Source organism: Pannonibacter sp. Q-1 (assembly GCF_054073275.1).
In genome coordinates this window covers 353810-380694 of sequence record NZ_JBSXNB010000004.1, presented here as the reverse complement: position 1 = coordinate 380694, position 26885 = coordinate 353810, and the positions used below count along the sequence as shown (strand labels likewise).

Sequence of the window (26885 nt, the reverse complement as noted above, 5' to 3'; positions counted from 1 at the left end):
GGTGCTGTCCTTGCCTGTTCAGGCCGTCAGGGATGCCAGACGGCTGCTTTCCCTGGTGATGAGCTTGGCGCCGGACGTCTCGATGAACATGACCGCAAGGCCCTGCGTCTCGGCGATTTCCAGCCCGCGCTCACGGCCCAGCACCAGCATGGCTGTCGCCCAGGCGTCCGCCAGCATCGCGTTTTCGGCCAGAACGGTCGCAGACACGGTCGCGTGGGTGATCGGACGGCCCGTGGTGGGGTCGATGATATGCGAGTAGCGCTTGCCGTCAGCTTCGAAATAGTTGCGGTAGTCGCCCGACGTGGCCATGCCAAGCCCGGACACGCCGATCTTGCGATGCACCCCGGCTTCGCCGGCGAGCGGAACCTCGATGCCGATCTGCCACGGCATGCCGGCACCATTGTGGCCCGATGCGTAAAGGTCGCCGCCAATCTCGATCATGAAATCGGTCAGGCCGGCCGTGCGCAGCACCTCTGCCACCCGGTCGGCGCCATATCCCTTGCCGATGGCCGAGAGATAGATGCTGGTGCCGGAAGCCGACTTGACGAGTGAGCCATTGGCCAGCGTCAGCATGCGGGACTGGCCCACAGAATCCATCACGGCGGCGATTTCGGCATCCTGCAGCGCGCGCTGCTGCACCTGTGCCGCGCCAAAGCCCCAGAGGTCGATCAGCGGGCCGGAGGTGATGTCGAACCGGCCTTCGCTGGCCTGATGCACGGATTGCGCGGCGCTGAGCACGGTGTTCATTCCGGGCGACAGGTTCAGCGGCTCGCCGGCTGCGGCGGCGTTGATGCGCGACAGATCGGAGGTCTTGTCCCAGTTCGACATGGCACGGGTCACATCGGCCAGCGCGGTCTGAACTTTTGCACTCAGATCCTTTGCGTCCACGTTCTGCCCGTTGCTGACAGCCGTGATGTTCCAGGTTGTACCCATGGTCTGGCCGGACAGCTTCAGCAGCTCAGACCCCGGCTTGCAGGCAGCAAGTGCGGCCGTCATGATCAGGAAGGATCGCCGGGAAATCGAGGTCAGACCAGACACTGGAGTTTCTCCATCTTATGAAAACAGGGGGCGCAAAGCGCCAAGAGTTTGGTCGTGAATACGTCGTGATGCCAGTCTCTGCAACTGAAACCGTAATGGGGCAAAAAAAAACAGGACATGTCCCGGAAAAGGTTCCGTTTTCGAAGAAGGGAAGGCATAAGGGGGATAAAATCACTGGGTAGAGATTCAGGTGCAGAAATTTTCGCTTCGCAAAGGTCTCCAGCTTCCGATCCTCGGTGCCCCAAGCGCGGGTGAGCAGGACGGACCGGCTGTCAGCACCGTCGCCATCCTGGGCGCGGATTACATTGGTCTGAAGCCACGGCTTCTGGTCGCTGAGGGCGATGCAGTCGGGGCAGGGGCCCCCATCCTCACGCATAAAGATACGCCCGAGGTGATGGTCACCTCGCCTGTGAGCGGGCGAATCAAAGCCATCAACCGCGGCGCGCAGCGCAAGCTGATCAGCGTCGAGATTACGGTTGATCCGGCGGCCGCCGAGCCTGTGCACTTCGGGCAGACCGGAGACATCAGCACCCCGGAAGGTTTGGTGGAGCGGCTTTGTGCCAGCGGCTTGTGGACATCTTTCCGCACCCGTCCCTATTCCAAGGTGCCTTCGCCCGAATCCCGGCCTGCTGCGATTTTTGTCACGGCAATGGACACCGAGCCTCTTGCGGCAGATCCGGTGCCTGTGATTACCGCTCGCGCCGAAGCCTTCGAGCGCGGCTTGCAGGCAGTCGCCATGCTGACGGAGGGAAAGACTTTCCTGTGTCACGAGGACGGCGCAAGCTTGCCGGGCGCATCGGTGCCCGGTGTCGAGGTGGCGCAGTTCAGCGGGCCGCACCCTGCAGGCCTTGCCGGAACCCACATGCATTTTCTGGCGCCGCCAAGTGCTGCACGGACCGTCTGGAGTATTGGCTATGCCGATGTCATCGCCATCGGGCAGCTGCTGCTGACCGGCTATCTGGACAGCTCCCGCGTTGTGGCCATCTGCGGGCCGCTGGCGGCCAATCCGCGTCTGGTGCGCACCATTGCCGGCGCGTCGATGGCCGAACTTACGGCCGGTGAGAACCCGGCCGGCGTGCCGGTGCGCCTCATCTCCGGATCGGTGCTGAGCGGCCGGGCCGGTGCCGGCGCCGAGGCCTATCTCGGCCGTTATGCGCGGCAGGTCACGCTGATCGAAGAGGATCACAAGCAGATCCCGCTCGGCTGGATCCGGCCGATGGCTTCCAAATTCGCCGTGCAGCCGGTGCTGGGCTCGGCCTTCACGAAGAAGCTTTATGCGCTGACCACCAATCTGAACGGCGGCCGGCGCGCCATGGTTCCGATCGGAACCTTCGAGCAGCTGATGCCGCAGGACTATCTGCCGACGCAGCTGTTGCGCGCCCTTCTGGTGATGGACACCGACGAGGCGCAGGCACTCGGGGCGCTGGAGCTGGACGAGGAGGACCTCGGCCTGGTCGGGTTTGCCTGTCCTGCCAAATATGAATACGGCATTGCCCTGCGCGATTGCCTGACGAAGATCGAAAGAGAGGGCTGATCGCGTGGGTTTGCGCAGTTTCTTCGACCGGATCGAGCCGCATTTCACCAAGGGAGGCCGCTATGAGCGGTTCTTCCCGCTTTATGAAATGGTGGAAAGCTTCCTCTACACCCCCCGCACAGTGACGACTGTGGCACCGCATGCACGGTCCTACATCGACATGAAGCGGATCATGACCTATGTGGTGATCGCGACCATCCCTTGCATCCTGATGGCGCTTTACAACACGGGGCTGCAGGTCAATCTTGCCATTGCCAGCCATGGCGCGAGCGGCTGGCGCGCGTCCATCATCGAGGCTCTGGGGATCGGCTTCGATGCCGCCAACCCTCTGGCCAACATGCTGCATGGCCTGTTGTACTTCCTGCCGATCTATATCGTCACGCTCGCCGTCGGCGGCGTCTGGGAAGTCCTCTTCGCCACCGTCCGCCGTCACGAAGTGAACGAGGGCTTCCTCGTCACCTCGATGCTTTATACTCTTATCCTGCCGGCTTCGACGCCGCTGTGGCAGGTTGCGCTCGGCATCTCGTTTGGCGTGGTGATCGGCAAGGAAGTGTTCGGCGGTACGGGCAAGAATTTCCTCAATCCGGCGCTGGTCGGCCGTGCGTTCCTGTATTTCGCCTTCCCGGCACAGATGTCGGGAGACTCGGTCTGGACGCCCGTTGACGGGTTCTCCGGCGCCACGGCGCTGGCCGTCGTTGCCGCCGAGGGCCATCAGCAGCTCGTCACCTATGGCATCACGTGGATGGACGCCTTCATCGGCACCATTCAGGGCAGCCTGGGCGAGACGTCGACGCTCGCCTGCCTCATCGGCCTCGCCTTCCTGCTTGTCACCCGCATTGCCAACTACCGGATGGTGCTGGGCTGCATGGCAGGGATGATCGGCTTCTCGGCCCTGCTCAACTTCATCGGATCCGACAGCAACCCGGCCTTTGCCATGCCCTGGTACTGGCACCTTGTGACGGGCGGCTTTGCCTTTGGCCTCGCCTTCATGGTGACGGAGCCCGTTTCGGGATCCCATACGAACGCCGGCCGCTATGTCTATGGGGCGCTGATCGGCGTGATGGTCGTGATGATCCGCGTGATCAATCCGGCTTTCCCCGAAGGCATGATGCTGGCGATCCTGTTCGGAAATGTTTTCGCGCCCTTGATCGATCATTTCGTCGTCAAGGCCAACATCAAGCGGAGGGCGCGGCGTCTATGAGTGACCAACGCGAAACGCTTACGGCAAAAACGCAGAAGGGGCCGATCGGCCGCTTCCTCGCCCTGCCTGCCGATTCAACGCCGAAGACGATCTTTGTGGCGGTCGTCCTCTGCCTCGTTGCCTCGATGGTGGTGTCTCTGGCGGCTGTCAGCCTGAGGCCGCTGCAGCAGCAGAATGCCCTGCGCAACCAGCAGATCAACATTCTGCAGGTGGCCGGCCTTTATGAGCCCGGCCAGGACGTTGCCAAGGCCTTTGCCGTGTTCGAGCCCGGAGTTCTTGAGCTGGAGACCGGGCGGCTGACTGACAAGTTTGACCCGGCCACCTTCGATAACCGCGCTGCAGCGAAGGATCCGGAACTCTCCGTTGCCCTGACCGATGACCCGGCTTCGATCGTGCGTCAGGCCCGGTTCGTGTCTGTCTATATTCTTCGCGATGCCAATGGCGCCGTGGATAAGGTGATTCTGCCCATCCATGGCTATGGCCTGTGGTCCACGCTGTACGGCTATGTTGCCATCGAGGCGGATGGCAGCACGATCTATGGCCTGCAGTTCTATCAGCACGCGGAAACGCCGGGCCTTGGCGGCGAAGTCGACAACCCGCGCTGGCGTGCCCAGTGGAGCGGCAAGTCGATCTACAATGACGCCGGAGATGTGGCGATCACGATTTCGCGCATGGCTCCTCCCCGGGGGCAGGAGCATCACATTGATGCGATTTCCGGTGCCACGCTGACTGGCCGCGGTGTTGAGAATCTCGTCCGCTTCTGGATGGGCGATAGGGGCTATGCTCCCTTCCTCGCCAATGTTCGCGCAGGAGAAATCTGATGGCGCAATCACGCAAGTCCATGCTGGTCGACCCGCTGGTCGACAACAATCCGATCACCTTGCAGGTTCTTGGCATCTGTTCGGCACTGGCGGTGACGACCTCGCTGCAGCTTTCCCTGGTGATGGCGCTGGCGGTGACCTTCGTGACATCGTTTTCCTCGATGTTCATTTCGGTGATGCGCAACCAGATCCCGACATCGATCCGCATCATCGTGCAGATGGTCGTGATCGCCAGTCTGGTGATCGTGGTGGATCAGGTGCTCAAGGCCTATGCCTTCGAGATCTCACAGACGCTGTCGGTGTTCGTCGGCCTGATCATCACCAACTGCATCGTCATGGGCCGGGCCGAGGCCTTTGCCATGAAGAACCCGCCGGTGGCTTCCTTCATCGACGGTGTCGGCAACGGCATGGGCTACGGCCTGATCCTCATGATGGTGGCCTTCATTCGTGAACTGTTCGGGTCAGGAACGCTGTTCGGCGTGACCGTGTTCCAGACCGTGAACAACGGTGGCTGGTATGTGCCCAACGGCCTGCTGCTTCTGCCGCCTTCCGCCTTCTTCGTCATCGGACTGATCATCTGGGCCTTCCGCAGCTGGAAGCCGAAGCAGGTCGAGAAACGCGAATACCGCATTCAGGTCGTGGAGCAGCACTGATGGAGCAACTCTTATCCCTCGCGGTGAAGGCGGTTTTCGTTGAGAACCTTGCCCTGTCGTTCTTCCTCGGCATGTGCACCTTCCTGGCTGTGTCCAAGAAAATCGCCACGGCTCTGGGCCTGGGCATTTCCGTGATGGTCGTGCAGACCATCACGATCCCGGCCAACAACCTGCTGCTCACCTACATTCTGGGGCCCGGCGCCCTGGCATGGGCCGGGTTCCCGGATGTTGATCTCAGCTTCCTTGGCCTGATTGCCTATATTGGCGTTATCGCGGCCATGGTGCAGATCCTGGAAATGACGCTCGATAAGTATTTCCCGCCGCTCTACAACGCGCTGGGGATCTTCCTGCCGCTCATCACGGTGAACTGCGCCATCCTCGGCGGCTCCCTGTTCATGGTCGAACGCAACTACAGTTTTCCCGAGTCCATGGTCTATGGTGTGTCCTCCGGCTTTGGATGGGCACTGGCCATTGCCGCCATGGCAGGCGTGCGTGAAAAGCTGAAATATTCCGACGTTCCCGATGGCCTGCAGGGCCTTGGGATCACGTTCATCACAGCCGGGCTGATGGCTCTGGCATTCATGTCCTTCTCGGGCGTGAACCTCTGAGGCTGGACAGATGCAGACTTTCACCCTCGGCGTTCTTTTCTTCACCCTGATCGTGCTGGCGCTGGTCACGCTCATCATCTTCGCGCGTGCGCGGCTGGTGTCTTCAGGCAATGTCAACATCACCATCAATGGGGAGCGGACGATTTCGGTTCCCGCAGGCGGAAAGCTTCTGCAGACCCTTGCGGCTGAGAAGCTGTTCGTCCCCTCCGCCTGCGGCGGCGGCGGCACCTGCGCGCAGTGCCGCGTGCGGGTGCTGGAAGGCGGCGGCTCGATCCTGCCGACCGAAACCTCCCACATCACCAAGCGCGAAGCAGCCTGCGGCGACCGCCTGTCCTGTCAGGTCGCGGTCAAGCAGGACATGAAGATCGAGGTCCATGACGAGGTCTTCGGCGTCAAGAAATGGGAATGCACCGTCCGCTCCAACAACAATGTTGCGACCTTCATCAAGGAACTGGTTCTGGAACTGCCCGAAGGCGAGGATGTGAACTTCCGCGCCGGCGGCTACATCCAGATCGAGGCTCCGGCGCATGTGGTCAAGTACAGCGACTTTGATGTGGCCGAGGAGTACCGCGAGGATTGGGACAAGTTCAATCTCTGGCGCTATGAATCGCGCGTGGACGAGGGGCTTGAGCGCGCCTATTCGATGGCCAACTATCCGGACGAGAAGGGCATCATCATGCTCAACGTCCGCATTGCCTCGCCCCCGCCGCGCGCCGAAGGCGTGCCTCCGGGCAAGATGTCGTCCTTCATCTTCAATCTGAAGCCGGGCGACAAGGTCACCATTTCGGGTCCGTTTGGCGAATTCTTCGCCCGCGACACCAAGAAGGAAATGATCTTCATCGGCGGCGGTGCGGGCATGGCGCCGATGCGCAGCCACATCTTCGACCAGTTGAAGCGCCTGAAGAACCGGGACCGCAAGATCACCTTCTGGTACGGCGCCCGCTCCAAGCGCGAAATGTTCTATGTCGAGGATTTCGACGGCCTTGCTGCCGAATTCCCGAACTTCGAATGGCATGTCGCCCTGTCCGATGCGCTGCCGGAGGATGACTGGAAGGGCTACACCGGCTTCATCCACAATGTGCTGTACGAGCAGTACCTCAAGAACCATCCCGCGCCTGAGGACTGCGAATATTACATGTGCGGTCCCCCGATCATGAACCAGTCGGTGATCAAGATGCTGCTCGACCTGGGCGTCGACCGCGAAGACATCATGCTGGACGATTTCGGCGGCTGATCCTGACAAGAGCCGCCGGGCCAATAAGCGCCCGGCGGCTTTTTCTATGGCAGGGTTTTATGCCGGCTCCAGATGGGCTTGCCTGACGGGCAAACTGGTAAAGCGCGATGCGGCGCCTGGGAAATTTCAAGGCGTGATGCGTCAGCATCGAAAGCCTTGCTATCAGGCCCTGGCATTGACCGTGAACAATCATCGAGGCGATAAGGAAACTCGAGTGTCTGACCCTGCTGCCCCCCATTCCACTCCGCAGATCGATGAGACGTGCTTTGCAGCCATCGACGAGGACCGGCTGTTCTCTGCGCCCGTCAGCACCCATCCGGCACGGATCCTGATCCTCTACGGGTCGCTCAGGCCACGCTCCTTCAGCCGGCTGTCGGCCGAGGAGGCCGGGCGCATCCTGACGCGGTTTGGCGCCGAGGTGCGGTTCTTCAACCCTTCGGGCCTGCCGCTGGTGGATGATGGGGTGGATGCCAGCCATCCGAAGGTGCGTGAGCTGCGCGATCTGGTGGCCTGGTCGGAGGGCATGGTCTGGTCGAGCCCGGAGCGCCATGGCGCCATGACCGGCCTGATGAAGACCCAGATCGACTGGATCCCGCTGTCGGATGGCGCCGTGCGGCCGACACAGGGCAAGACCCTCGCCCTGATGCAGGTTTCCGGCGGCTCGCAGAGCTTCAACGCGGTCAACCAGATGCGCATCCTCGGCCGCTGGATGCGGATGCTGACGATCCCCAACCAGTCTTCCATTCCGAAAGCCTTCCAGGAATTCGACGACGAGGGACGGATGCGCCCGTCGCCCTTCTTCGACCGGATTGTCGATGTGATGGAGGAACTGATGAAGTTCACGCTGCTGACGCGCGGCCGGTCGGACTATCTGGTCGACCGTTACTCCGAGCGCAAGGAAAGCGCCGAGGCTCTGATGAAGCGCGTCAACCAGTCCGCGGCAACATGAGGTGAACAGCCTCACGCCGGGTGCCACGCAGGTTCAAGCCGGAGCCTGAAGACAAGAGGGCCGGGAGATGAAAATGAAGCTGATTGGGGCCGAAGAGGTCAACAAGGCGCTCACATGGCCGGCGCTTGTGGAGGCCATGCGTGCGGCGCACCGGTTGGCGGAGCCTGCGGTCAAGGACATGCATCTTGCGTCCGGCACCGGCAATCTTCTGGTCCGTTCCGCCTGGTTCCCGGGCAGGATGCTGGGCGTCAAGGCTGTCACGGTGTTTGCCGGCAACCCGCGCGCAACGCCGCCGCGCCCGGCGGTTCAGGGCAGCTTCATCCTCTTCGACGGAGACAGCGGTGCGCCGGTGGCCGTCATCGACGGCGCGGCCATTACCGCATGGAAGACCGCCGCAGATTCGGCTCTGGGTGCGGATCTTCTCGCCCGGCAGGATGCAAGGGTTCTGCTGATGATCGGGGCGGGTGCCATGGCCGAGCCCCTGATCCGGGCGCATCTGTCGGTGCGGCCCTACAGCACCGTTCTTGTGTGGAACCGCAGCCGGGAAGGGGCGGAAGCGCTGGCCGGCAGGCTCGCCACTCTGCCGGCGGAGGTGAAGGTCTGCAGTGATCTGCGCGCGGCCATGGCGCAGGCGGATGTGATCAGCAGCGCCACGATGGCGCAGACGCCCTTCATTCCGGGTGATGCGCTGCCGGAAGGCTGCCACCTTGACCTCGTTGGCGCCTACCGCCCGGACATGCGGGAGGCGGATGATACCGCGCTTCAGCGCTCACGCCTCTTTGTCGATTGCCGCGACACGACCGTGGCCGAGATCGGCGAGCTGCTGATCCCGATCCGCAACGGGCTCATCACCGCCGGTGACGTGGCGGGCGACCTCTTCGACCTCGTGGCAGGGCGCGCCGGGCGGGGCGCAGACACCGAGATCACCCTCTACAAGAACGGCGGCGGCGCCCACCTCGATCTGATCACGGCGCAGCTGATCCATGATTTGCTGGATGGAGCGCTGGCTTGAGAGCGGCAACCTCGGGAGGTTGAAATGCTTGTTTCATTGGCTTGGCAATTTTGTTTCAAAAGGCCGTCTGACAGGAGGAGGCCGTCCGTGGGACATGTGCGCCGGTATGGAGCGGCGTGCGTTTCCCGGGCCCATTCGCCCCGTCTTGGCTGGCGTGTGTCATCTTGTGCCCGCAGGGCCGGCGGTCCCATCTGGTCCGGGCTTACGTCAGCTGCAGGGTCTTTCCGCCGCGCGATACAGTTCTGGAGACATCGTGAGAGATCTCGACGATAGCCATGTTCTCCCGGAGGTGCTGTGCTTCGATCAAGCTGCGTGCCAGAGCCCAGGCGGACTGGTCAAGACCGCTCAATGCCTCGTCAAGGAGCAGGATTTCAGGATGGACCAGCAGAGCCCGGGCGAGCGCAACCCGCTGAGCCTGACCTTTGGACAGGCTGCTGGCCGGAGTATTGGCCAAGGCAGCAATATCCAGCGCTTCCAGCAGAGCTTCAGCTTCCGAGGCGGCACGGGGGGCAACAAATCGCAGATTGTCCAGCACACTCAGGCCACCAATGAGCCGGGGCTCTGCGAACGCCATGCCAATGCGTTTGGGCCTGGTCATGATGCGGCCGGATGTCGGCCTGGTGAGCCCGGCAATGACCCGCATCAGGCTTGTCTTACCCGCGCCGCTCGGGCCGGTGATATGCAGGCAGTCTCCTGTCTCAATCGACAATGATATGCAGTTGAAGGCTGGCGCAGGGCGGCCAGGAAACTGCAGTCCGATCTTGTCGCAGGCAAAGAGGCTCATGACTGGTGCCGTTTGTTGACGATCAAGGAGAGAAGTGTTTCGGCGAGCCCGATCAGCAGGAGGATAACTATAACCAGTGCAAACAGGCGGTCGGTCTGCAGCCAGCTTTGCGCCCGCTGTACAGCCGCGCCGAGCCCTTCGGCGCCGGAAAGGAGTTCTGTCAGCAGGGTCACGCGCAGGGCATTGGCCACTGCAACCCGGAGCGCGGGGCCGAAGGCTGTCCACACGGCCGGCAGCACGATCCGCCGCAGCCGGGGCAGCAGTGGCACCTGAAACACGCGCGCCATTTCGGCCAGCTCCGGGTCGATGGCGGACATTCCCTCGGCCACTGCGATCTGGAACACCGGAAGCAGAAGGACGGATACGGTCAGAACAACCGTAACAGTGCCCCCGTCAAACCAGAGAATACAGAGAATGGCGAGGATGGGTGCAGGGATCCCCATCAGCAGCAGGCGCAACGGCCCAAGGAAGGCGGAAACAAGCCCCCTGCGCCATGCCAGAAGACCGAGCGGCACGCCCGCTGCCAGGGCCAGTGCAAGCCCGGCAGCAGCGCGGGTGAGACTGGGCAAAAAGGTGTCCCGCCAGAAGCCGGTGTCGGAGAAGAGGCCGCAGAGCGCCTGGAGAACTGCCAGCGGCCCAGGCAGAACTGCAGGCAGGGTTTCGCGCGCTGCAAGCGACCAGAGCAGCACCAGGGCCGTCAGCCCTGCCAGAAAGCCTAGCTGACGTGTCATTGGCCGTAGAAGTCCGGCTTTGGCAGCACAGCGCCGATGGCAGCAGGTTCAACTGCCATTAGCTCGGCGTAGAATGCCGCAAGCGCCGGCGCATGTTCCGGCATGGGCAGATCCCGAGCGATGATGCGGCTGTAACCCTCCTGCGCCTGCGCAAGTTCGGGGAAAAAGCGGCTCAGCAACACTGCGGCTGAGCCCGGATCATCAGCCACACGTTTGAAAGCGTTCTGATAGGCGCGCTTGAGTATTGGCCGACTGGTCTGCGCCTGGTTCATGGCGACCACGCCTGCAGGTGGGCAATCGGGCAACGCGGTTGCGTTCCGCCACAGCTGGCAAAGATCGGCCAGACGGATGAGCCCGGCGTTCTGCGCGATGGCGAGGGACGCCATGGGCTCGGCAAGCAGTGCGGTCTCCACCTTGCCTGCGAGCAGCAGCTGCATGCCTGCATTCAGGCTGCCTGTGTAGTATGGCTGCCAGCTTTCAGGCCCTGGCGCCGCAATCCGCCGCATCAGCAGGTCCGGAAGATAACCCTTGAACGGTAATGCCAGGCTCGTTCCCTTGAGGTCTGGGAGCGAGCTGACTGGAGCGCCCCTGCCGACCACCGACAAGCTGCCCTCCGTCACAGTGGCTGACAGAAGCGTAAGGCGGATGCCATTGGCCTCGAACAGTGCAGCGGTTGGTGCTGGCATCACCGCCATGGCCGGCACGCCGTCCAGCATCAGCTTGCGCAGACCCTCGGGGCTTGTCCACGGGCGGAAGATGAAAGTCACACCAGCAACAGGTTGTGTCTCCGCGAGGGCCACGAGCGGCGCGCTTTCCCAGATCGGGGGGCCCGATAGTACGATCTCTTCAGCTTCGGATCTTAGCGGAACCAGGAAGGCCAGGGCAAGCAGACAGCCGGTCAGGAATGGGCGGCGGCTAGGCATGAGTGTCGTCCTTGCGTGCTGCATCCAGCCGGAACCGGCCGAAAGGAGTGTCGTGTATGGAATGGCTAGCGCGGACAAGTCCGGCCGCCGCCATCGCCCCGGCAATCTCGCCATCGGCAAAGGACACATCCCCTTGCCGCAGCGCCGGGAGCAGCCGTCCCAGAACATGTTCTGGCGGGGCGGTCCGCTCACCGGTGAGGGCCTCATGAAAACTGACGAGCACACCGTCCGGTTTCAGCCGCTGTGCAAGCCTGCCGATCAACTCGGCAATGCCCTGATTGTGGAAGTAGAGCGACATCGAACACCAGATGATGTCGAATGTGCCCTCTGGTAGTGCCTGTGTGTAACTGCCCGGCCAAACGCGAAGGGGTAGACCGGCTGCCTCGGCCTCGATCCGCTGTGCCACCGGCGGCAGGTCGAAGAGCGTGATTTCAAGGTCCGGTCGTTTTGCCAGTAAACGGCGTGCCAGAACCGCGGAACCTGCTCCGACCTCGAGAATATCCCGGGCAGTTGCCCATTCGGGCAGTCCGGTCAGGCATGCGACCATGCATTCGGCCGCCAGCGCCTGATGGAAGGCACTGAGCGCCCGATGGCTTGCATCCCAGTGTGCATCGTCGAACAGCCGCTTGTGGCCGGTTACGCTGCGGCCGGCTACAAGCGCTCCGAACTGATCCAGACCTGTGAGCCGTGTCTGGGCCATGGAGCGCAACGTTTCGGTCATGTTGCGGCTGCTTCCGCTGGCAACGAAGGGCAGAATGTCCGCGGCGGTGCAAAACCCTTCCTCGCACTGTTCCAGAAGCCCGGCCGCCACCAGTGCCCGCAGGACAAGACCCAACTGGCGCTCCGGCAGGTTCATGGAACGGCTGAGTTCTTCTTCTCTGACCGGGTTGCAGCAGCGGTTGAAGAGGTCCGTGTCCAGCGCCCACATCAGCAGCGTGTGCCGCACAGGCCCTTCCAGGGTGGCGAGCAGGCGTCCGGCGCCTGTTTCCCGTTGCAGGTTTACCATGTCAGCCGCCAGGTCATGCCGATCTTGCGCGGACTGCCATCTTCTGCCACCACGCCGCGCGGTGTGCTTGCGGCGGCGCTGTAATATTCCTCATCGAACAGGTTCTTTGCCCAGAGGGTCAGTTCGCCGTTGCCGATCTTGCGGGAAACCTCTGCATCGACGGTCATGTATCCCTTCTGCTTTACGGTATTGCCAGGATCGAACCAGTAACTGCCCGATCCGCTCAGACTGATGCGGCCACTCCACACCTCGCCACGGTGAAAGAGGGCGAGACCCCAGGTCACATCCGGGGCGAGGGGCAGGGCGTTGCCCGACCAGTTGACCGGCATCAGCGTACCGGTGGCAACATTGACCGACGTGGTTTGGAGTGATGTTGCGCGAGCCCGTTGCCAGCCAGCATTCGCAACCAGCTCGAAACCGTGGCCAAGCGGTGCAACGGCTTCTACCTCGATGCCGTAGATTCTGGCTTCGCCGGCATTTGAAATGAACTGTGCTGCACCAGGGATCGTTTCGGCGATCTGCTTGTCTTTCACCGTGGTGTGGAAAGCCGCGAGTGCCAGCGAGCCCCCGTTGCCGAGTTCATGTTTGATGCCTGCCTCGGTGGTCCAGCTATGCTCGGCGTTATAGCCAAAGCTCGCTTCGCTGTTGGCGAAGCCGTAATTGTAGCCGGCCGGCATGTATCCGCGTGTCAGACTGGCATGCACCGTGGTTGCTCCGGTCACGTCATATGCAGCAGTCAGTTTCGGCAGGACTGCGGTCGAATGGTCGCTGCCGCTGTAGCGCAGCCTGGACCGCGGCGAGGTGAAACGCTGCCAGGCCCTTGAGGATACATGATCAATCCGCAGGCCTGAGCCCAGGCGGAACCGGTCGCTCAGTGCATATTCGGCAAAACCGAACAGGGCGGCACCCGTCTGGTCGATCTCCGTGTGCCGGTCTGTGCTCATGGAGCCGAGATTGAAGTCAGCCCTGGTCCATTGGCGGAAGCCGCTCACACCGAGAGTCCATTTCAAGGGCTCAGCGCCCGCTGAGGTGAGGCGGATTTCCTGCGACACTGTTCTGTCGCGCAGGTCCAGACTGGTTACACCCAGCCGCAGCGGCGAACCGTCGAAATCGAGCTGAAAGTCCCGGTCGAAAGTGGCAAGACCGGTGATCGCAGTGAGATCAAAAGTGTCGAAGACGGTCTGAAACTGCAGGGCCGAAACGGTGCTGCGCCGGTTCTCCGAGGAGGGGTCGGAATAGGCGCTTTGAAACCGCTCCGTCGCCAGCGGTCCGGCAACATAGCGGAACTGTTCCTTGTTAAACTTCTGGTCTTCGGCCATGGTTGTGAGGCGCAAATGGCCGCCGTCATTCAGTTCCCACTCAAGCCCGCCGAAACCGGTGGCACGTCGGGACTTTCCTCCATTCTTGCTGCCGGTAACGGGGTTGCTCATGACGCCCGGATCGTGTGCTGCTTCCAAGCCAAAGGCCAGTCCCGGGCCGTCCTCGATACGGCCTGACCAGATGGCTGATCCGTTGCCGCCCACAGGCGCTGCGCCGGCATCCGAACCCTCGGCCCCGATGCGCACCGTGACACCTTCCCGTGTGCCCGGTCTGATCGTATCGAAAGAGAGAAGCCCGGCTTCAGAGTTGCGGCCGAAGGCCGTTCCCTGAGGCCCTTTGAGCAATGTGACTGTTTCGGCACCAAAGAAATGCGGCAGCTGGATCGTACCCATGGGGAGAGGCACGCCATTGACAAGATATCCGACCGGGTCCGACAAGGCATTGTCGAAGGCGGAGACACCCCGCACGACAAGGCGCGCCTGCGAATTGGCCCGCTGGAACACCGTGTTGGCCGACCGCTCTGCCACGGCATCAAGATCGGGTGTTGCCGGCCGGTCGAGGTCTCTGCCTGTCAGAATTGTGGCGGTGGTTGCCGATTTTGACGCCATCTCTTCCCAGTAGTTGGCAAAGATCGTGATGGCCTGCAAGTCTGTGACAGCTTCCTCTGCTTGCGGGCTTGCCGGTAGTGCGCTGCTGGCAAGCACTGTTGTCAATGTGAGGATGGCAGCTGGACGCAGCCGCGAGCGAAAGCGGGTATCAAGGGACATGGTCGGCCTCCTTTTCGGAGGGAACCTGTCATGCGTTCAGCATCAAGGCTTGTAGCTGGCGAAAAAGAACTTGCATCGGGCGAAAGTTTCAGAGTTTTTGCCTCATATTTTGCCGCCAGGCGCTTGCCGTTGAGCCGAAGCGCTTGCGGAAGGCATTGGATAAATGACTGGCATCGGAAAAGCCGCAGTCGCCCGCAATCTCCGTCAGGCTGCGGTCCGTGAGACGGACCATGCGTTCTGCAGCCTCCAGGCGCAACGCGCGCAGCCGTTCGAAAACGGTCATCCCCGTTGCCTTGCGGAAGATCTGGTTCAGCGTGACATGGCTCAGCCCGGCTTCGCGTTCGATGTCTGCCATGGAGATGGTCTCTGCCAGCCGTTCGGCAAGAAGGGCCGTCAGGCGTTGTACCAGCAACGCTGTATCGCCTGTCACGCAGCCTGGCCGTGGGCACGCGGTCAGTTCCTCGATGGCATGGCCGATCAAGGCGAGACACTGTCCCTCCTTGCGCAGCATCGCGGCCGGAGTCGTGCGGCCATCCAGAAGGTGCTCGAGTGCCGATCCGCCCGGCACTGGCAGGCGCAGGCGGCGGAACGGTGCGCTCGGTGGCAGGGTCAGATCCAGCAGATGCAGCAGTTCCGGGGCAAGCATATGGACCGATTGTGAAATCACGAGGTTCGAGCAGCCAACATCCTTTTCCACAACCCGGTGCAGGCGGCGGCCGCCCGACCGGATGATCCAGCCTTCACCCCCGCTGATTTCATGGCGTGCGCCGTCGGGACCTGTAAGCACCATGCGGCCGCTGAGATTGAAGGCAAGGATCAATTGGTCTTCGGGCCGCCGGATCTCATCTTCGTGCCGCTGTGCCGGGGAGAAATGGCTATGTGCCAGCACCAGCCCGCGGCCGATCCGCAAGACATCTACATGGGTGTCACGATGCAGGCCCGGCAAGGTGACGCTGGTGGTGCGGCCGTTTTCATGGGGGATGAAACGATGTGGCTCGATCAGGCTCATGCAAGTATCCCCTGGCGGCAGCGCCAGCCGGTTCCGGCCGCGCGCAGTCCATCTGGCTGTCTCAACTGGTCTGGGAAAGCTGGCTCATGGGCTTGCAGTTCCACCATCCGACATCTTGCATTCATTGACAAGTCACGCGGCATGGCCTTGACGCGTTCTTTCCGCCGCGGCCTCAGAGCACTTGCAATCAAGACGGGGCCGCCGGAAGTGCTCCATCTATTGGTTTTCACGCAGTTCCGGACGTAAAACCGCTTCCCGCTTTTGCTAGGATTGCTCTCCTGTCCTACGTCTGGGCACTTGCTGCGGCAGAACTGGATTGTAGGACTACAGCCGCATTCTGCAGGATGCGGGTTCTGCTTGGATAGGAGGAAGATGGCCGGGAGAGGAACAAACCAGCGCCTCGGTCTCCTCGGCTGAAGCCGCTGATAACGGAGCGTCTCAAGGTGAACGTCAGGTTTCACCGGGAGGAGGCAGAACTACCCCGCTCAGGTCTTTTTTTTGCAGATCACTCTTGCGGTGCGGGAAGACGCGGCAAGCTCCGGCGAGGCACATCGTGCAGCCCTGACTGGCATGCAGGCTTTGCGATGAACGGCACTGCATCTGCGACCTCTTTTTCGCCCTTCAACTCTTATATTTCCCGCCGCAGTGCATAGATACAAAAGGAGCGTGATTGCTTGCGGTATGACATCCATGCGGCGGAGCGGTTGCGCGAAATGTATTCCGGGCGCGTGAGCCAGAGGCTCGAGCGTAAAGTCACTGCAACTCGCAAAAGAGAACGTCCATATGCTCTATGTCGATATTCCAACGCACTCCGAGATCACCAAACTTGTTGCCGAGCGCGGGGAGGCTCTGGTCAGTATATACGTAAAAACCACAGCTGAGACCCAGCACATTGACGCGGCACGGACACGTCTCAAGCAGCTGGCCGCAGATGCGGTTGCCCAGCTTGAGGCGGCAGGCGTTGCCAAGCGGACAATCTGGCCCATCGAAGAACAGCTGCATGATCTGATGGATGATGACGAATTCTGGCGCCTTCAGGCCAACAGCCTCGCGGTGTTTGTGACCCCGGACTGGTTGCGCAGCTACCGGCTGCCGAACCACTTGAGCGAAACCGTTCAGGTGGCTGACCGCTTTCATCTGAAGCCCCTTCTGCGCGCCGTCTCGCTGCCGCAGCATGCGTTCATTCTGGCGCTGGCCGAGAACGAGGTGCGCGTGATCGAGCTGCTGGGTGACCAGCCCGCGCAGGAGATCCGTGTGCCCAATCTCCCGAAGGATGCCGCTTCGGTTGCCGGTACCGCCAATGTGAATTCCCGCAGCTATTCAGGCCGCCTGGGGGGAGGCGAGGGCCAGAAGCACCATCTGCGCCAGTATTGCCGCCAGATTGATGCCGCCCTCAGGGGCTTGCTGTCCGGACGGTCCGAGCCTCTGATCCTTGCCGCGACACAGCCGCTGCTGTCGATGTACCGTTCGGTCAACAGCTATGGCCATCTCGCCGGCCCGGCGATCGAGACGAGCCCGGTCAATCTGCCGGCCCATGAGCTTGGAAGCCAGGCGCGCGCCATCATGGATGAACTGAATGCGGCGGCCATCGCCGGGTTCGGCGCGCTCTTCAGGGAAAGAGGGGCGGAGAACCGGGCTGTCTCGGATGTGGGCCGCGCCGCGCGTGCCGCAACCTTTGGGGCGGTTGATACCCTTCTTGTGGACATGGACAGCGTGGTTCCGGGCCTTGTCGACGAGACAACCGGAGCCATCTCGCTCGAAAAGACGGACAGCGCCGCCAGCTATGATGTGATCGACGAAATTGCCGGACGCGTGCTTGCCAATGGCGGCCGCGTGCTGGCCGCCCGCCGGGAGGATATCCCGGAAGGGGGGGAACTGGCCGCAATCCTGCGCTATGCCATCTGACGCTGCCGCCTTGAGGCACCGGGCAAAATGAATGAACAGGCAGGGCCGGGGAAACTCCGGCCCTTTCCGGTCTTCGGCAGGAACCGGGTGAGACCCTTGTGCTGCCAGAGCCTTTTCAAGGCGTGATGCGCCAGCATCGAAAGCCTTGGTGTTACAGGCCTGGATCGGTAAAACTCCGGGTATTGCCGCCGTGCCCGTCCGGATATGTTGCTGCGATGCAGCATGAGGATGACATGGGCAACGCCGAGACTTGCAAGAAGATGAAACTGGCGCTTCAGGGCAGCGGGCTGCTGTTCGCATGCGGGTGCTGCCGGGTGAGGGGGCTTTAGGCCATGACGGGTATCCTTGTCATCCTGCTGACCCTCGCTGTCCTGATCTTTCTGGCCTATCGCGGGGTGAGCCTGCTGCTGCTGGCCCCGGCCATGGCGGTGCTGGCGGTGTTCCTTGCCGAGGGCGGTCCGCTCCTGGCCAGTTACACGCAGGTCTTCATGCAGGCCACCGGCCGTTTCATCATCCAGTATTTCCCGCTGTTCCTGCTGGGGGCGGTGTTCGGCAAGCTGATGGAGGCCTCCGGCTCGGCGCGGGTTCTGGCCGATGGCATCATTCGCGGGCTGGGGCCAAGCCGGGCGATCCTGGCAGTGATCCTGTCCTGCGCCGCGATGACCTATGGCGGGGTGTCGCTGTTTGTCGTGGCCTTTGCCGTGTGGCCCATTGCCTCCGCGCTGTTCCGGGAGGCGAACCTGCCCAAGGTGCTGATCCCGGCGACCATCGCCCTCGGGGCCTTCACCTTCACCATGACGGCGCTGCCCGGCACGCCCGCCATCCAGAATGCGATCCCGATGCCCTATTTCGGCACTACGCCCTTTGCAGCGCCCGGACTGGGGCTGATCTGCGGGGCGCTGATGCTGGGGCTGGGCTGGGCCTGGCTGGAATACCGCACACGCGCCCTTGGCCCGGGCTACGGAGAGCCGGACAGCGAGGCGGGCGGGCCAGATGCGGGTGCCTCGCCCGCGCTGCTGGTGGCCGCCGCGCCGCTGGTGCTCGTGCTGGCGCTCAATCTCGGATTCACCTTCTTCGTGATCCCGGCGATGGACACGGGCTATCTGGCGCAGCCCGAATTTGGCGCAACCGATGTGGGCGCCCTGCGCGGGGTCTGGTCGATCATTGCGGCACTGACCCTTGCGTCTCTGGCACTGGTGGCCATGAACTGGCGGCGGCTCGTCAAGGGCCTGTCCGGGACGCTGGACGAAGGCGCCAAGGATGCGCTGATGCCGATCTTCAACACGGCAAGCCTCGTCGGCTTTGGCGCCGTGATCGCCTCCCTTCCGGCGTTCGGGCTGATCCGTGACTGGGTGGTCACGCTTGGCGGGGACAATCCGCTGATCTCGCTGGCGGCCGGTACAAGCCTTCTGGCGGGGATAACGGGGTCAGCCTCGGGCGGCATGTCGATTGCGCTTTCGACACTTGGGGAGACCTATCTGGCCATGGGGCAGGCGGCTGGAATATCTCCCGATCTTCTGCACCGGGTGACGGCGGTGGCGACAGGCGGACTGGATGCGCTGCCGCACAACGGCGCCGTCATCTCCCTGCTGACCATCTGCGGGCTGACGCACCGGGAAGCCTACCGGGACATTTTCATGGTCGCGGTCGCCATCCCCGTGCTGGCCCTTGTGGTGCTGGTGGCCATTGGCACGGTGTTCGGCAGTTTCTGACGGAGAGGCATGAGGGAAGCACTGTTGTGGCAGATGCTTCGTCCCTCAGCCTTTCAGGCTGGGCCAATCGTCCGCAGGACCTGCATGACATCCCGGTGGTGCCGGGTGGCGTCACGCGGTTACCTGGAGGTTGAGACGATCCCGTCATTCGCTCCCTGCACCGCCGCGCGCAGCCAGCCGGTGCGATCCACCATGTGGATTTCGCAGTGGGACAGGCGGCTCATGCAGGTGCACCTTCAGGTCGGGTTTGCTGTGCGGCGAGGCCTGCGGGTGAGATACGCAAGGCGCGGAGCGCGTTCAGGATGACGGCGACGTCTATCGCCTCCTGCAGCAGTGCTCCTTGCACCGGAGTGAGATAGCCGCAGGCGGCCGCAACCATGCCAAGGACCGACAGGCCGATGCCCGCGACAACGCTTTCCAGTGCAATGCGGCGCGACCGGCGGGCAATCTCGATCCCGGGGGCGATGCGGTCCACGCGGTCCACCAGCAGGACGGCATCGGCCGCCTCGGCGCTGGCTGCTGCGCCACGCGCGCCCATGGCGATACCGACATCAGCGGCGGCAAGCGCGGGAGCATCGTTCACGCCGTCTCCCACCATCATCACGGGGCCGTTCTTGCGCTCGCTCAGGACCAGGAGCACTTTTTCATCGGGTGTCAGGCCCGCGCGGATGCCGTCAAGGCCAAGTCCATCCGTCACCCGTAGCGCGACCTCGGCTCGGTCGCCGGTGGCGAGCAGGATGCGCGCCACACCCTGCCGCCGCAGGCCCGCCAGCATTGCGGCGGTACCTTCGCGCAAGGGGTCGGACATCACCAGATGTCCGGCCATGCGGCCATCGACGGCCACGGCCACCATGACCGATCCAGCCGCCAGTTCCGGGTGGTCACCCGATATCCGGCCCACGCGGCCTGCGACAAAGCCCTCCCCCCCCACAATCACCTGGCGGCCATCGATAAAGCCGATGACGCCTTCGCCCGGTATTTCGGCCACGTCCTCGGGGATTGGCAGGGGCATGCCCCTATCCTTTGCCGCCGCCACGATGGCTTGCGCGACGGGATGCTTCGACGCCTGATCGAGTGCTGCGGCAAAGCGCAGGATATCATCCGCGCCCATCCCGCCATGACTGTCGATGCTAACGATATGCGGGCGCCCGTCGGTCAGGGTCCCGGTCTTGTCCAGGATCAGGGTGCGGATGCGGGCCATCGCCTCCAGCGGTTTTGCGCCCTTCACCAGCACCCCGAAATGCGCGGCGCGCGACAGGCCCGCCACCAGCGCCACCGGCACGGCGAGGATCAGCGGGCAGGGCGTGGCCACCACCAGTACCGCAACGGCGCGGATCGGGTCGCCCGTGAACCACCAGGCGGCGAAGGCGATGGCGATGGTGACAGCCAGAAATCCCAGCGACCAGCGGTCGGCGAGCCGCGCCATCGGCGCCTTGGATGCTTGCGCTTCCTCGACCAGCCGGACGATCCCGGCATAGGTGCTGTCCTTCGCCTCGTGCGTGGCCTCGAGGTCGAAGGCGTCGCCCGCGTTGGTCGATCCGCTCATCGCCTCGGCGCCGCGGTCCAGCCGGACGGGCAGGGACTCCCCCGTCAGCGCCGATGTGTCGAGGAAGGCCGAGGCAGACGCGATCCGCCCGTCCACCGGCACGACATCGCCCTGACGGATCAGCAGCCGGTCGCCGGGGACGATACCGGTGAGCGGCACCTCCTCCAGCCCGCCATTGCGGTGGCGCGCCGCGGTGCGTGGCACGCGGGACAAGAGGTCGCGCATCTCGCGGCGGGCGCGCCCCTCTGCAAAGCTTTCAAGGAAGGTGCCGCCCGAGTACATGACGGCGACGACGGCAGCCGCCAGCGTCTCGCCAAAGGTTAGCGCCGCCGACATCGACAGGGCGGCCACGATATCGAGGCCCACCTCGCCGCGCGCAAGGCTGCGCAGGATTTCCAGCACAAGAGCCGCCAGAACCGGCACCACGCCTGCTAACCAGAGGGCCTGCGCAAGGTCTGCGCGTTTGCCGAAGTGCAACCCCAGCCCGGCCAGGAGACCCGCAAGGGCGATGCCAAGGAGAAGGCTCTTCAGCCGGTCTGATCGTGCGTGATCCAAGGGGTCAATCTCCAAGGGCCGGGGCAGTGGCCGCAGCCTCGTCCGAAAAAAGGCATCCAAAGCCAAGACTTTGCACGCCGCCTGCGTCATCGCGCATGAGGAACAGGGCGCCGAGGCTGAACGTCCGGGCGAGATCCGCACCCGCATCCGCCCCCCTCACCATCAGCGCCGTCGCCCAGGCATCGGCCATGGCACAGGTGGGCGCGATCACGCTCACCGATGCGGGGGAGGCGAGAAGCGGTGTGCCGCGCCGTGGGTCCATGGTGTGTGACAGATTTCGGCCCTCGACCGTGACCCAGTGGCGATAGTCGCCGGAAGTGGCCACTGCCGCATTCTGAAGCGTCAGGATGGAATGAGGCGCACGGCGGTCGCGGTCCGGCGCCTCGACCGCGATGGTCCAGGGGGTACCGCCGGGGCGCAGACCCATGGCGCGCATCTCACCGTCGATGCCGGCCAGCGCATTGCGGATGCCGTGGTCATACAGAACCTCGGCCAGCCGGTCGACGCCATAGCCCTTGGCGATGCCGTTCAGGTCCAGCACGATGGGTGCATTCTTCCGCAGCCTGTTGCCGTCGAGGTCCAGCACCTCATGGGCCGGGCGGCGGGGCGCCTGCATGGCGGTGCGGATCGCCTGCGGATCGGCGGTAGCGGGGCCGAAGCCCCAGGCCCGCACCGCGTCCCTCATCCCGATGTCGAAGGCCCCGCCCGAGGCGCGGCCAATCGCCAGGCCCAGATCCAGCACCTGCGCCAGGTCGGAAGGGATGTCCTGCCATTTCCCAACGGGTGCTGCGTTCAGACGCATCAGATCGCTGCCGGGCTTCCAGGTGGACATTTGCGCATCGACTACCTCCACCGCCGCCTGAAGAGCGGCCCGCACCGGGGCGGGATCGAAGTCCGGCTCTGCAAAGAACAGCGCGCTCCACCTTGTGCCCATGACCGGGCCGTTCAGCGCGTGGCGGATCAGGTCAGTAGACATCTTCGACATAGCGCCCTCCTGCCTTCAGCATCGCGGGCGTCAGGCCCATCGGCGCAAGGATGTCCTCCAAAGCACCGTTAACGCCTTGCGCCATGTCACGCCCGCCACAGACCATGACCTTTGCGCCCTGCCGGATCGCATCCGCCACCTGCGCCGCCTCGGCCCGCAGCGCATCCTGCACATGGCGCGGCTGTGCTCCGCGCGAGATGGCCGTGGAGAGGCGTGACAGCCGCCCCTCGGCCTGCCACCCTGCCAGATCGTCACCATAGAGGAAATCGCTGTCCGGATTCCGCATGCGGAAGAACAGATGCACCGGGCGGCGGCGGCCGTTGGCGCGGATGAATCCGGCCAGCGGCCAGATGCCGGTCGCAGTCCTGCACCGCAAGCAGGATGGAAGATGGTCATCGGCCATCCGTTCGGCGATGGCGTGATGCATCGGGAACAACGAGCGGCGGAACTTGAGAGCACGCGAAGATCAGCACCGGTGCCCACATCATGCCTGCATTTGTTGTGGCTGTGCGAGGATGACGCCAGACAAAAACTGCCCAAAGAGGGTGCTGGCCGGGGAAACTGATGTCACTGAAAAGAGAAGAGTGGCGGGACGAAGCTGACGAAACAGAGAACTACGCCTGCGCTATAGCCCTACAAAATTAAGAGGCTTGCGACGTTAGCGTCCTGGTCACCACCTTTGGCGACTTGGAATGCACAATTGAAGACATTCCCTGTCACGCTTGTTCTTTCGTTCGTTGTATATCTCGTCCGGGCGACGCGCCGAACAGTCGGCCATAGTCGCGGGTGAATTGGGAAATACTCTGATATCCGACTTCGTGTGCGGCCTGCGAAATCCTCGTGCCGTCCGCAAGCATCAACCGCCGTGCTTCAATCAGGCGGAGTTGTTTCTGGAACTGCAAAGGGGACAGGGTCGTGATTTGCCGGAAATGCAGATGAAAGGCGGGCTCACTCATGCCGGCTTCCTGTGCAAGCTGTGCGACGCGGATCGTCTTGGCGAAATCCCTGCGCAATAGCGCGATGGCGCGGCCAACGCGTTCTGCATGGCTGTCAACGAGACCGAGGCGCCGGATCGTGTCGCCGTGTCTGCCTTTGAGAAGCCAATAATGCATCTCACGGAGCAACCCTCCTCCAAGGACAGTCAGTGCTTCGGGATCGTCGAGCAACCGCACCAGCCGGAGTGCAGCATCGGCAACATGTTCATCCACCGGCTCAATGCGGACAGGAGAGGCCGTGCTTTTCGCCCTCGACGTACCGATCATCAGATCTCGCAAAATAACCGGATCGAGTTCAAGGATCAGCGCATAATAGGGAGCGGCGGGGCTGGCTTTCGTGATCACGCTGACCGTCGGCACATCCGCAGAGATCACAAGGGCCTCTCCCGGACCATACTCATGGCTGTCTGCGCCTGAGGAAACTCTCTTGCGACCCTGCAGCAGAAGCGCGATCAGCGGTTTGTTGACAGCAACCTGCAGCTCTCCTGCATGCAAGGAGCGAATGATCACCAGCCCCGGCACGGGGGGCATCGCAGCACCGCTGGCATCGGCATGGGCGTCTGCGTATCGACGGCACAAGGCCAGCAATGAAGAGATCATATGATGGTTTCCAGCAAGAAGTAGCACCGGCTTCTTTACCACAAAAGCGGGATCAGCGGAGCGATCCGAGAGAAATGAGCAAAACCAAGCGAGAAATTGGCAACTGAGCGGGCGTGGCTTGCCCTATCTAATGCTCATGCAAAACAGAAAGGGTTCGATATGAGCAAGATTTCCCTCGTGACCGGCGCCAACCGCGGTCTCGGTCGCAATACCGCATTGTCCATCGCGCGCCGGGGCGGTGATGTCATCGTCGCCTATCGTGGCAATGAGGCGCAGGCTGAAGAAGTGGTTTCCGAAATAAAGGCTCTGGGTCGCAAGGCCGTGGCCCTGCGTCTCGACATGGCGCAGCCTACAAGCTTTCCCGCCTTCGCCGAAACCTTGAAGTCGGCACTTCGCGATGTCTGGGACCGCGGCAGCTTCGATCATCTGATCAACAATGCCGGTCACGGCGAATTTGCGATGATCGCCGAAACCACCGAGGCCCAGTTCGATGGTCTGTTCGACGTCCATGTGAAGGGTGTATTCTTTTTGGTGCAGGCCCTTCTGCCGCTGTTGGCGGATGGTGGGCGGATCGTGAACTTTTCCTCGGGACTGACGCGGATCTCATATCCGGGTTTCGCGGCCTATTCTGCTGCAAAGGCTGCCGTTGAAATGCTGTCGGTCTACATGGCACGGGAATTTGGTGGTCGTGCCATCACCGTCAACACCGTTGCCCCCGGCGCGATCGAGACTGATTTCGGTGGCGGGCTGGTGCGCGACAACTCAGACGTGAACGCCCAGTTCGCTCAAATGACCGCGCTTGGCCGCGTCGGGCTCCCCGACGATATCGGGATGATGGTCGCCAATCTTCTGGACGACGGCAACCGCTGGATCACGGCTCAGCGGATAGAAGTCTCGGGTGGCCAGACAATCTGATCGACAATGCACTGAGGGCACTCCGTACTCACAGAGTGCCCTTATCCTCAGAAGGAGGCATCATATCTCCACGCATTGATTCGCGAAAAGTTCGCAGGGGACTCGAGCATTATGAGCGGGCTGTAGCATAGAATCGGCGGTCTCGCATGCCGCCTGGTGAACGTGCGGCAATCGGCGGAAATATCGCACTATAGAGGGCAATCGGCGGTTATGGCGGGCCGAAGCCGATGAAACAGAGAACTACGTCTACGCTATAGCCCTCCAAAACGACATCTAGGAACGGAATCTAACGCGCGGAAATCGTCAATCGACACGAACATATAGTCTAGATGACTCCTCCGCGAGTTGATAGATTTCCTTCACGGGGTCTCCCCTCGCATACGCGCTGTAGTAACTGCGGCGTAAGAGCTAACGTCTGCACATATCGTGCGCGCCATATCGACAATGCGACACATGGCGTGATTGGAAGGGAGACCTCGTGCCGCCGTCCTTTTTTGGTATTCCCGTTGTCCGGGTCGCAATACCTCCCGAATTGGCTAGTGAGGCGGCGCTTCTTATCTATCTGGGCGTATCGGCCAAAGAACTGAAAAAGATCTGGTGGTTTCGCGGTCGCATGTACCACCGGTTCGAGATCGCCAAGGGGAACGGCAAGTCCAGAATCATCAACGCGCCCGACAAGCGCCTGAAATACCTTCAACGGAAGATCGCGCCGTTGCTTGACCAGCTCTATCGCGCCCGGAATCCAGTCCATGGTTTTGTCGCTGGAAAGTCCGTAAAAACCAATGCTTTAGCGCATCTGCGTAAGCGCTTTGTGCTCAACATCGACCTGAAGGATTTCTTTCCCTCGATCACCGAAAATCGGATCACCGGCGTCCTCGAGTCACTTGGCATCGACAGTCGAGTGGCGAGCATCATTGGCCGACTGTGCTGTCACAACGCTCACCTACCGCAAGGTGCGCCGACGAGTCCCGTCCTCTCCAACATGATCTGCTTTCGCTTAGATAAGGAGCTACTTGCCTTCGCGAAGGTTTCACGGTGTATCTATACGCGCTACGCGGACGACATCACCCTTTCGAGTCACCAGCCAATGACGACGCTGTTCGAGGCGGTCCCACCCTCGGGGCATTTCGCCCCCGATCTGCTTGCGCCAGCCTTCCGCAATATCATCGTTAGCAACGGATTTGCGATAAACCCGGACAAAGCACACTATGCCGACCGGCACTCACGTCGAACAGTTACGGGGCTCAAGATTAACGAGCTGCTAAATGTTGATCGCCGCTATGTCAGGAATATTCGTGCAGCAATTTATTCAGTGGAGACTCTGGGAAAGAAAGCTGCGCAGGAGAAATTTGAGAGCAGTCACGGCGGTGCATCCGATCTAGGTAAACATCTTGAGGGAAAAATCACTTGGCTCAGACACATCCGGGGCCAATCTGACCCCGTATTTCGATCGATTGCGGTTCGATTCAACGCTAGTTTCCCGGAGCGTAAGATCGAGGTGACACCGACCGCGGCTGAGGTTCGCGACAGGGCTGTATGGGTTGTCGAGCATTTCGAGGGCGAAATGGCGCAGGGCAGCGCCTTTTTCCTCAGGGACGTCGGCTTGGTCACTGCTGCCCATTGTGTCGCGGGCGTGGAAGAAGTCGAGGTCTACCATCCGACCAAGCCGTCTAACGCCTTCAAGGCGAAAGTACTCAAGCGCGACGAGCCTCGTGACCTTGCTATTCTCGAACATGCAATCCCGGCTACCGAGTATTTCGAACTTGAGCAGTCGAACCATTCCGTTGTGGTCGGTGAAGGGCTGGTTGCTGTCGGCTATCCAAGCTTTGGCCCAGGCGACAGGCTAAATGTCCGGGATGGGAAGGTGAGTTCGCTACCTGTCAAACATGGTGTCAAGCTGATCGAGGTCACACAGAAGCTGTCGCAAGGAATGTCCGGCGGCCCTCTCCTCGACGATAACGATGCGGTCGCGGGAATCATTCATAAAGGTGGCCCTGGTGAAGGTCGGGACTTCGCTATCCGGATAGAGATGCTGAACGATTGGCTCGCTGAATAACTTTTAGGTGGAGATGGGGAAAACGT

At 62.2% G+C, this 26885-nt stretch carries 22 protein-coding genes and 2 pseudogenes; 12 read left to right on the top strand and 12 right to left on the bottom strand.

The features are described from left to right. Nucleotides 1–18 precede the first annotated feature (18 nt). Nucleotides 19–1038 (bottom strand): FAD:protein FMN transferase, encoded by a 1020-nt coding sequence (locus tag ACVNHC_RS13215; RefSeq protein ID WP_457167524.1) that lies wholly within the window; start codon nt 1036–1038, stop codon nt 19–21. Between the two features lie 190 nt (nt 1039–1228). On the opposite strand from ACVNHC_RS13215, the gene ACVNHC_RS13210 reads away from it, so the two are divergent. From ACVNHC_RS13210 to ACVNHC_RS13175, 8 genes are all read left to right on the top strand, one after another. Beyond that, a complete protein-coding gene (locus tag ACVNHC_RS13210; RefSeq protein WP_122520278.1) occupies nt 1229–2572 on the top strand; it encodes a Na(+)-translocating NADH-quinone reductase subunit A in 1344 nt (447 codons plus the stop codon). Between the two features lie 4 nt (nt 2573–2576). Beyond that, complete coding sequence (locus ACVNHC_RS13205; protein WP_050472829.1) at nt 2577–3773, top strand: NADH:ubiquinone reductase (Na(+)-transporting) subunit B; 1197 nt, start codon at nt 2577–2579, stop codon at nt 3771–3773. Next, the gene (locus tag ACVNHC_RS13200) at nt 3770–4594 is read left to right on the top strand and encodes a Na(+)-translocating NADH-quinone reductase subunit C (protein ID WP_457167523.1); all 825 of its coding nucleotides are present in this window, start codon (nt 3770–3772) and stop codon (nt 4592–4594) included. Before ACVNHC_RS13205 ends, ACVNHC_RS13200 begins: the two co-directional genes overlap by 4 nt. Beyond that, entirely contained in the window at nt 4594–5247 is a 654-nt protein-coding gene (locus ACVNHC_RS13195) for an NADH:ubiquinone reductase (Na(+)-transporting) subunit D (RefSeq protein ID WP_058899600.1), read from the top strand. The genes ACVNHC_RS13200 and ACVNHC_RS13195 overlap by 1 nt, the downstream gene beginning before the upstream one ends. Continuing rightward, nucleotides 5247–5855, top strand: coding sequence for an NADH:ubiquinone reductase (Na(+)-transporting) subunit E (gene nqrE / locus ACVNHC_RS13190; RefSeq protein ID WP_050472832.1), 609 nt, complete (start codon nt 5247–5249; stop codon nt 5853–5855). Before ACVNHC_RS13195 ends, nqrE begins: the two co-directional genes overlap by 1 nt. A gap of 10 nt (nt 5856–5865) precedes the next feature. Further along, entirely contained in the window at nt 5866–7089 is a 1224-nt protein-coding gene (nqrF, locus tag ACVNHC_RS13185) for an NADH:ubiquinone reductase (Na(+)-transporting) subunit F (RefSeq protein ID WP_050472833.1), read from the top strand. 214 nt (nt 7090–7303) lie between these two features. Next, nucleotides 7304–8038 carry an arsenical resistance protein ArsH gene (arsH, locus tag ACVNHC_RS13180; RefSeq protein WP_457167522.1) on the top strand — a complete coding sequence of 245 codons (735 nt, stop codon included), beginning with the start codon at nt 7304–7306 and terminating at the stop codon, nt 8036–8038. 73 nt (nt 8039–8111) lie between these two features. Continuing rightward, on the top strand, nt 8112–9050 hold the full coding sequence (locus tag ACVNHC_RS13175) for an ornithine cyclodeaminase family protein (protein WP_457167521.1): 939 nt from the start codon (nt 8112–8114) through the stop codon (nt 9048–9050). Between the two features lie 202 nt (nt 9051–9252). Here ACVNHC_RS13175 and ACVNHC_RS13170 read toward each other — a convergent pair whose 3' ends face one another. The 6 genes from ACVNHC_RS13170 to ACVNHC_RS13145 form a co-directional block, all read right to left on the bottom strand. Then, nucleotides 9253–9834: an ABC transporter ATP-binding protein gene (locus ACVNHC_RS13170; RefSeq protein ID WP_457167520.1), complete on the bottom strand. Its 582-nt coding sequence runs from the start codon at nt 9832–9834 to the stop codon at nt 9253–9255. Then, complete coding sequence (locus ACVNHC_RS13165) at nt 9831–10565, bottom strand: ABC transporter permease (RefSeq protein WP_457167519.1); 735 nt, start codon at nt 10563–10565, stop codon at nt 9831–9833. The genes ACVNHC_RS13170 and ACVNHC_RS13165 overlap by 4 nt, the downstream gene beginning before the upstream one ends. Continuing rightward, nucleotides 10562–11488 (bottom strand): ABC transporter substrate-binding protein, encoded by a 927-nt coding sequence (locus ACVNHC_RS13160; protein ID WP_457167518.1) that lies wholly within the window; start codon nt 11486–11488, stop codon nt 10562–10564. Before ACVNHC_RS13160 ends, ACVNHC_RS13165 begins: the two co-directional genes overlap by 4 nt. After that, the gene (locus tag ACVNHC_RS13155; protein ID WP_457167517.1) at nt 11481–12494 is read right to left on the bottom strand and encodes a class I SAM-dependent methyltransferase; all 1014 of its coding nucleotides are present in this window, start codon (nt 12492–12494) and stop codon (nt 11481–11483) included. Before ACVNHC_RS13155 ends, ACVNHC_RS13160 begins: the two co-directional genes overlap by 8 nt. Beyond that, nucleotides 12488–14581 (bottom strand): TonB-dependent receptor, encoded by a 2094-nt coding sequence (locus ACVNHC_RS13150; protein WP_457167516.1) that lies wholly within the window; start codon nt 14579–14581, stop codon nt 12488–12490. Before ACVNHC_RS13150 ends, ACVNHC_RS13155 begins: the two co-directional genes overlap by 7 nt. A gap of 88 nt (nt 14582–14669) precedes the next feature. Next, entirely contained in the window at nt 14670–15590 is a 921-nt protein-coding gene (locus tag ACVNHC_RS13145) for a helix-turn-helix domain-containing protein (RefSeq protein ID WP_457167515.1), read from the bottom strand. Between the two features lie 783 nt (nt 15591–16373). Here ACVNHC_RS13145 and ACVNHC_RS13140 point away from each other — a divergent pair. Further along, a complete protein-coding gene (locus tag ACVNHC_RS13140; RefSeq protein ID WP_123194524.1) occupies nt 16374–17495 on the top strand; it encodes a baeRF11 domain-containing protein in 1122 nt (373 codons plus the stop codon). Nucleotides 17496–17827: 332 nt separating this feature from the next. After that, on the top strand, nt 17828–19207 hold the full coding sequence (locus tag ACVNHC_RS13135; RefSeq protein ID WP_457167514.1) for a GntP family permease: 1380 nt from the start codon (nt 17828–17830) through the stop codon (nt 19205–19207). Nucleotides 19208–19332: 125 nt separating this feature from the next. Here ACVNHC_RS13135 and ACVNHC_RS13130 read toward each other — a convergent pair. From ACVNHC_RS13130 to ACVNHC_RS13110, 5 genes and pseudogenes are all read right to left on the bottom strand, one after another. After that, nucleotides 19333–19431: pseudogene (locus ACVNHC_RS13130) on the bottom strand (VIT1/CCC1 transporter family protein); the annotation flags it as partial. Next, a complete protein-coding gene (locus ACVNHC_RS13125; RefSeq protein WP_457167513.1) occupies nt 19428–21308 on the bottom strand; it encodes a heavy metal translocating P-type ATPase in 1881 nt (626 codons plus the stop codon). The gene ACVNHC_RS13125 and the pseudogene ACVNHC_RS13130, both read right to left, overlap by 4 nt. A 4-nt stretch (nt 21309–21312) precedes the next feature. Continuing rightward, nucleotides 21313–22293, bottom strand: coding sequence for an FAD:protein FMN transferase (locus ACVNHC_RS13120; RefSeq protein WP_457167512.1), 981 nt, complete (start codon nt 22291–22293; stop codon nt 21313–21315). Continuing rightward, a pseudogene (locus ACVNHC_RS13115) lies at nt 22274–22651 on the bottom strand (PepSY domain-containing protein); the annotation flags it as partial. The gene ACVNHC_RS13120 and the pseudogene ACVNHC_RS13115, both read right to left, overlap by 20 nt. 358 nt (nt 22652–23009) lie before the next feature. Continuing rightward, a complete protein-coding gene (locus ACVNHC_RS13110) occupies nt 23010–23888 on the bottom strand; it encodes an AraC family transcriptional regulator (RefSeq protein ID WP_457167511.1) in 879 nt (292 codons plus the stop codon). A gap of 159 nt (nt 23889–24047) precedes the next feature. Between ACVNHC_RS13110 and ACVNHC_RS13105 the strand changes: the two genes are divergently transcribed. Together ACVNHC_RS13105 and ACVNHC_RS13100 are read left to right on the top strand one after the other, a co-directional pair. Beyond that, nucleotides 24048–24803: an SDR family NAD(P)-dependent oxidoreductase gene (locus ACVNHC_RS13105; RefSeq protein ID WP_457167510.1), complete on the top strand. Its 756-nt coding sequence runs from the start codon at nt 24048–24050 to the stop codon at nt 24801–24803. Nucleotides 24804–25281: 478 nt separating this feature from the next. Beyond that, entirely contained in the window at nt 25282–26859 is a 1578-nt protein-coding gene (locus tag ACVNHC_RS13100; RefSeq protein WP_457167509.1) for a reverse transcriptase domain-containing protein, read from the top strand. Nucleotides 26860–26885 lie beyond the last annotated feature (26 nt).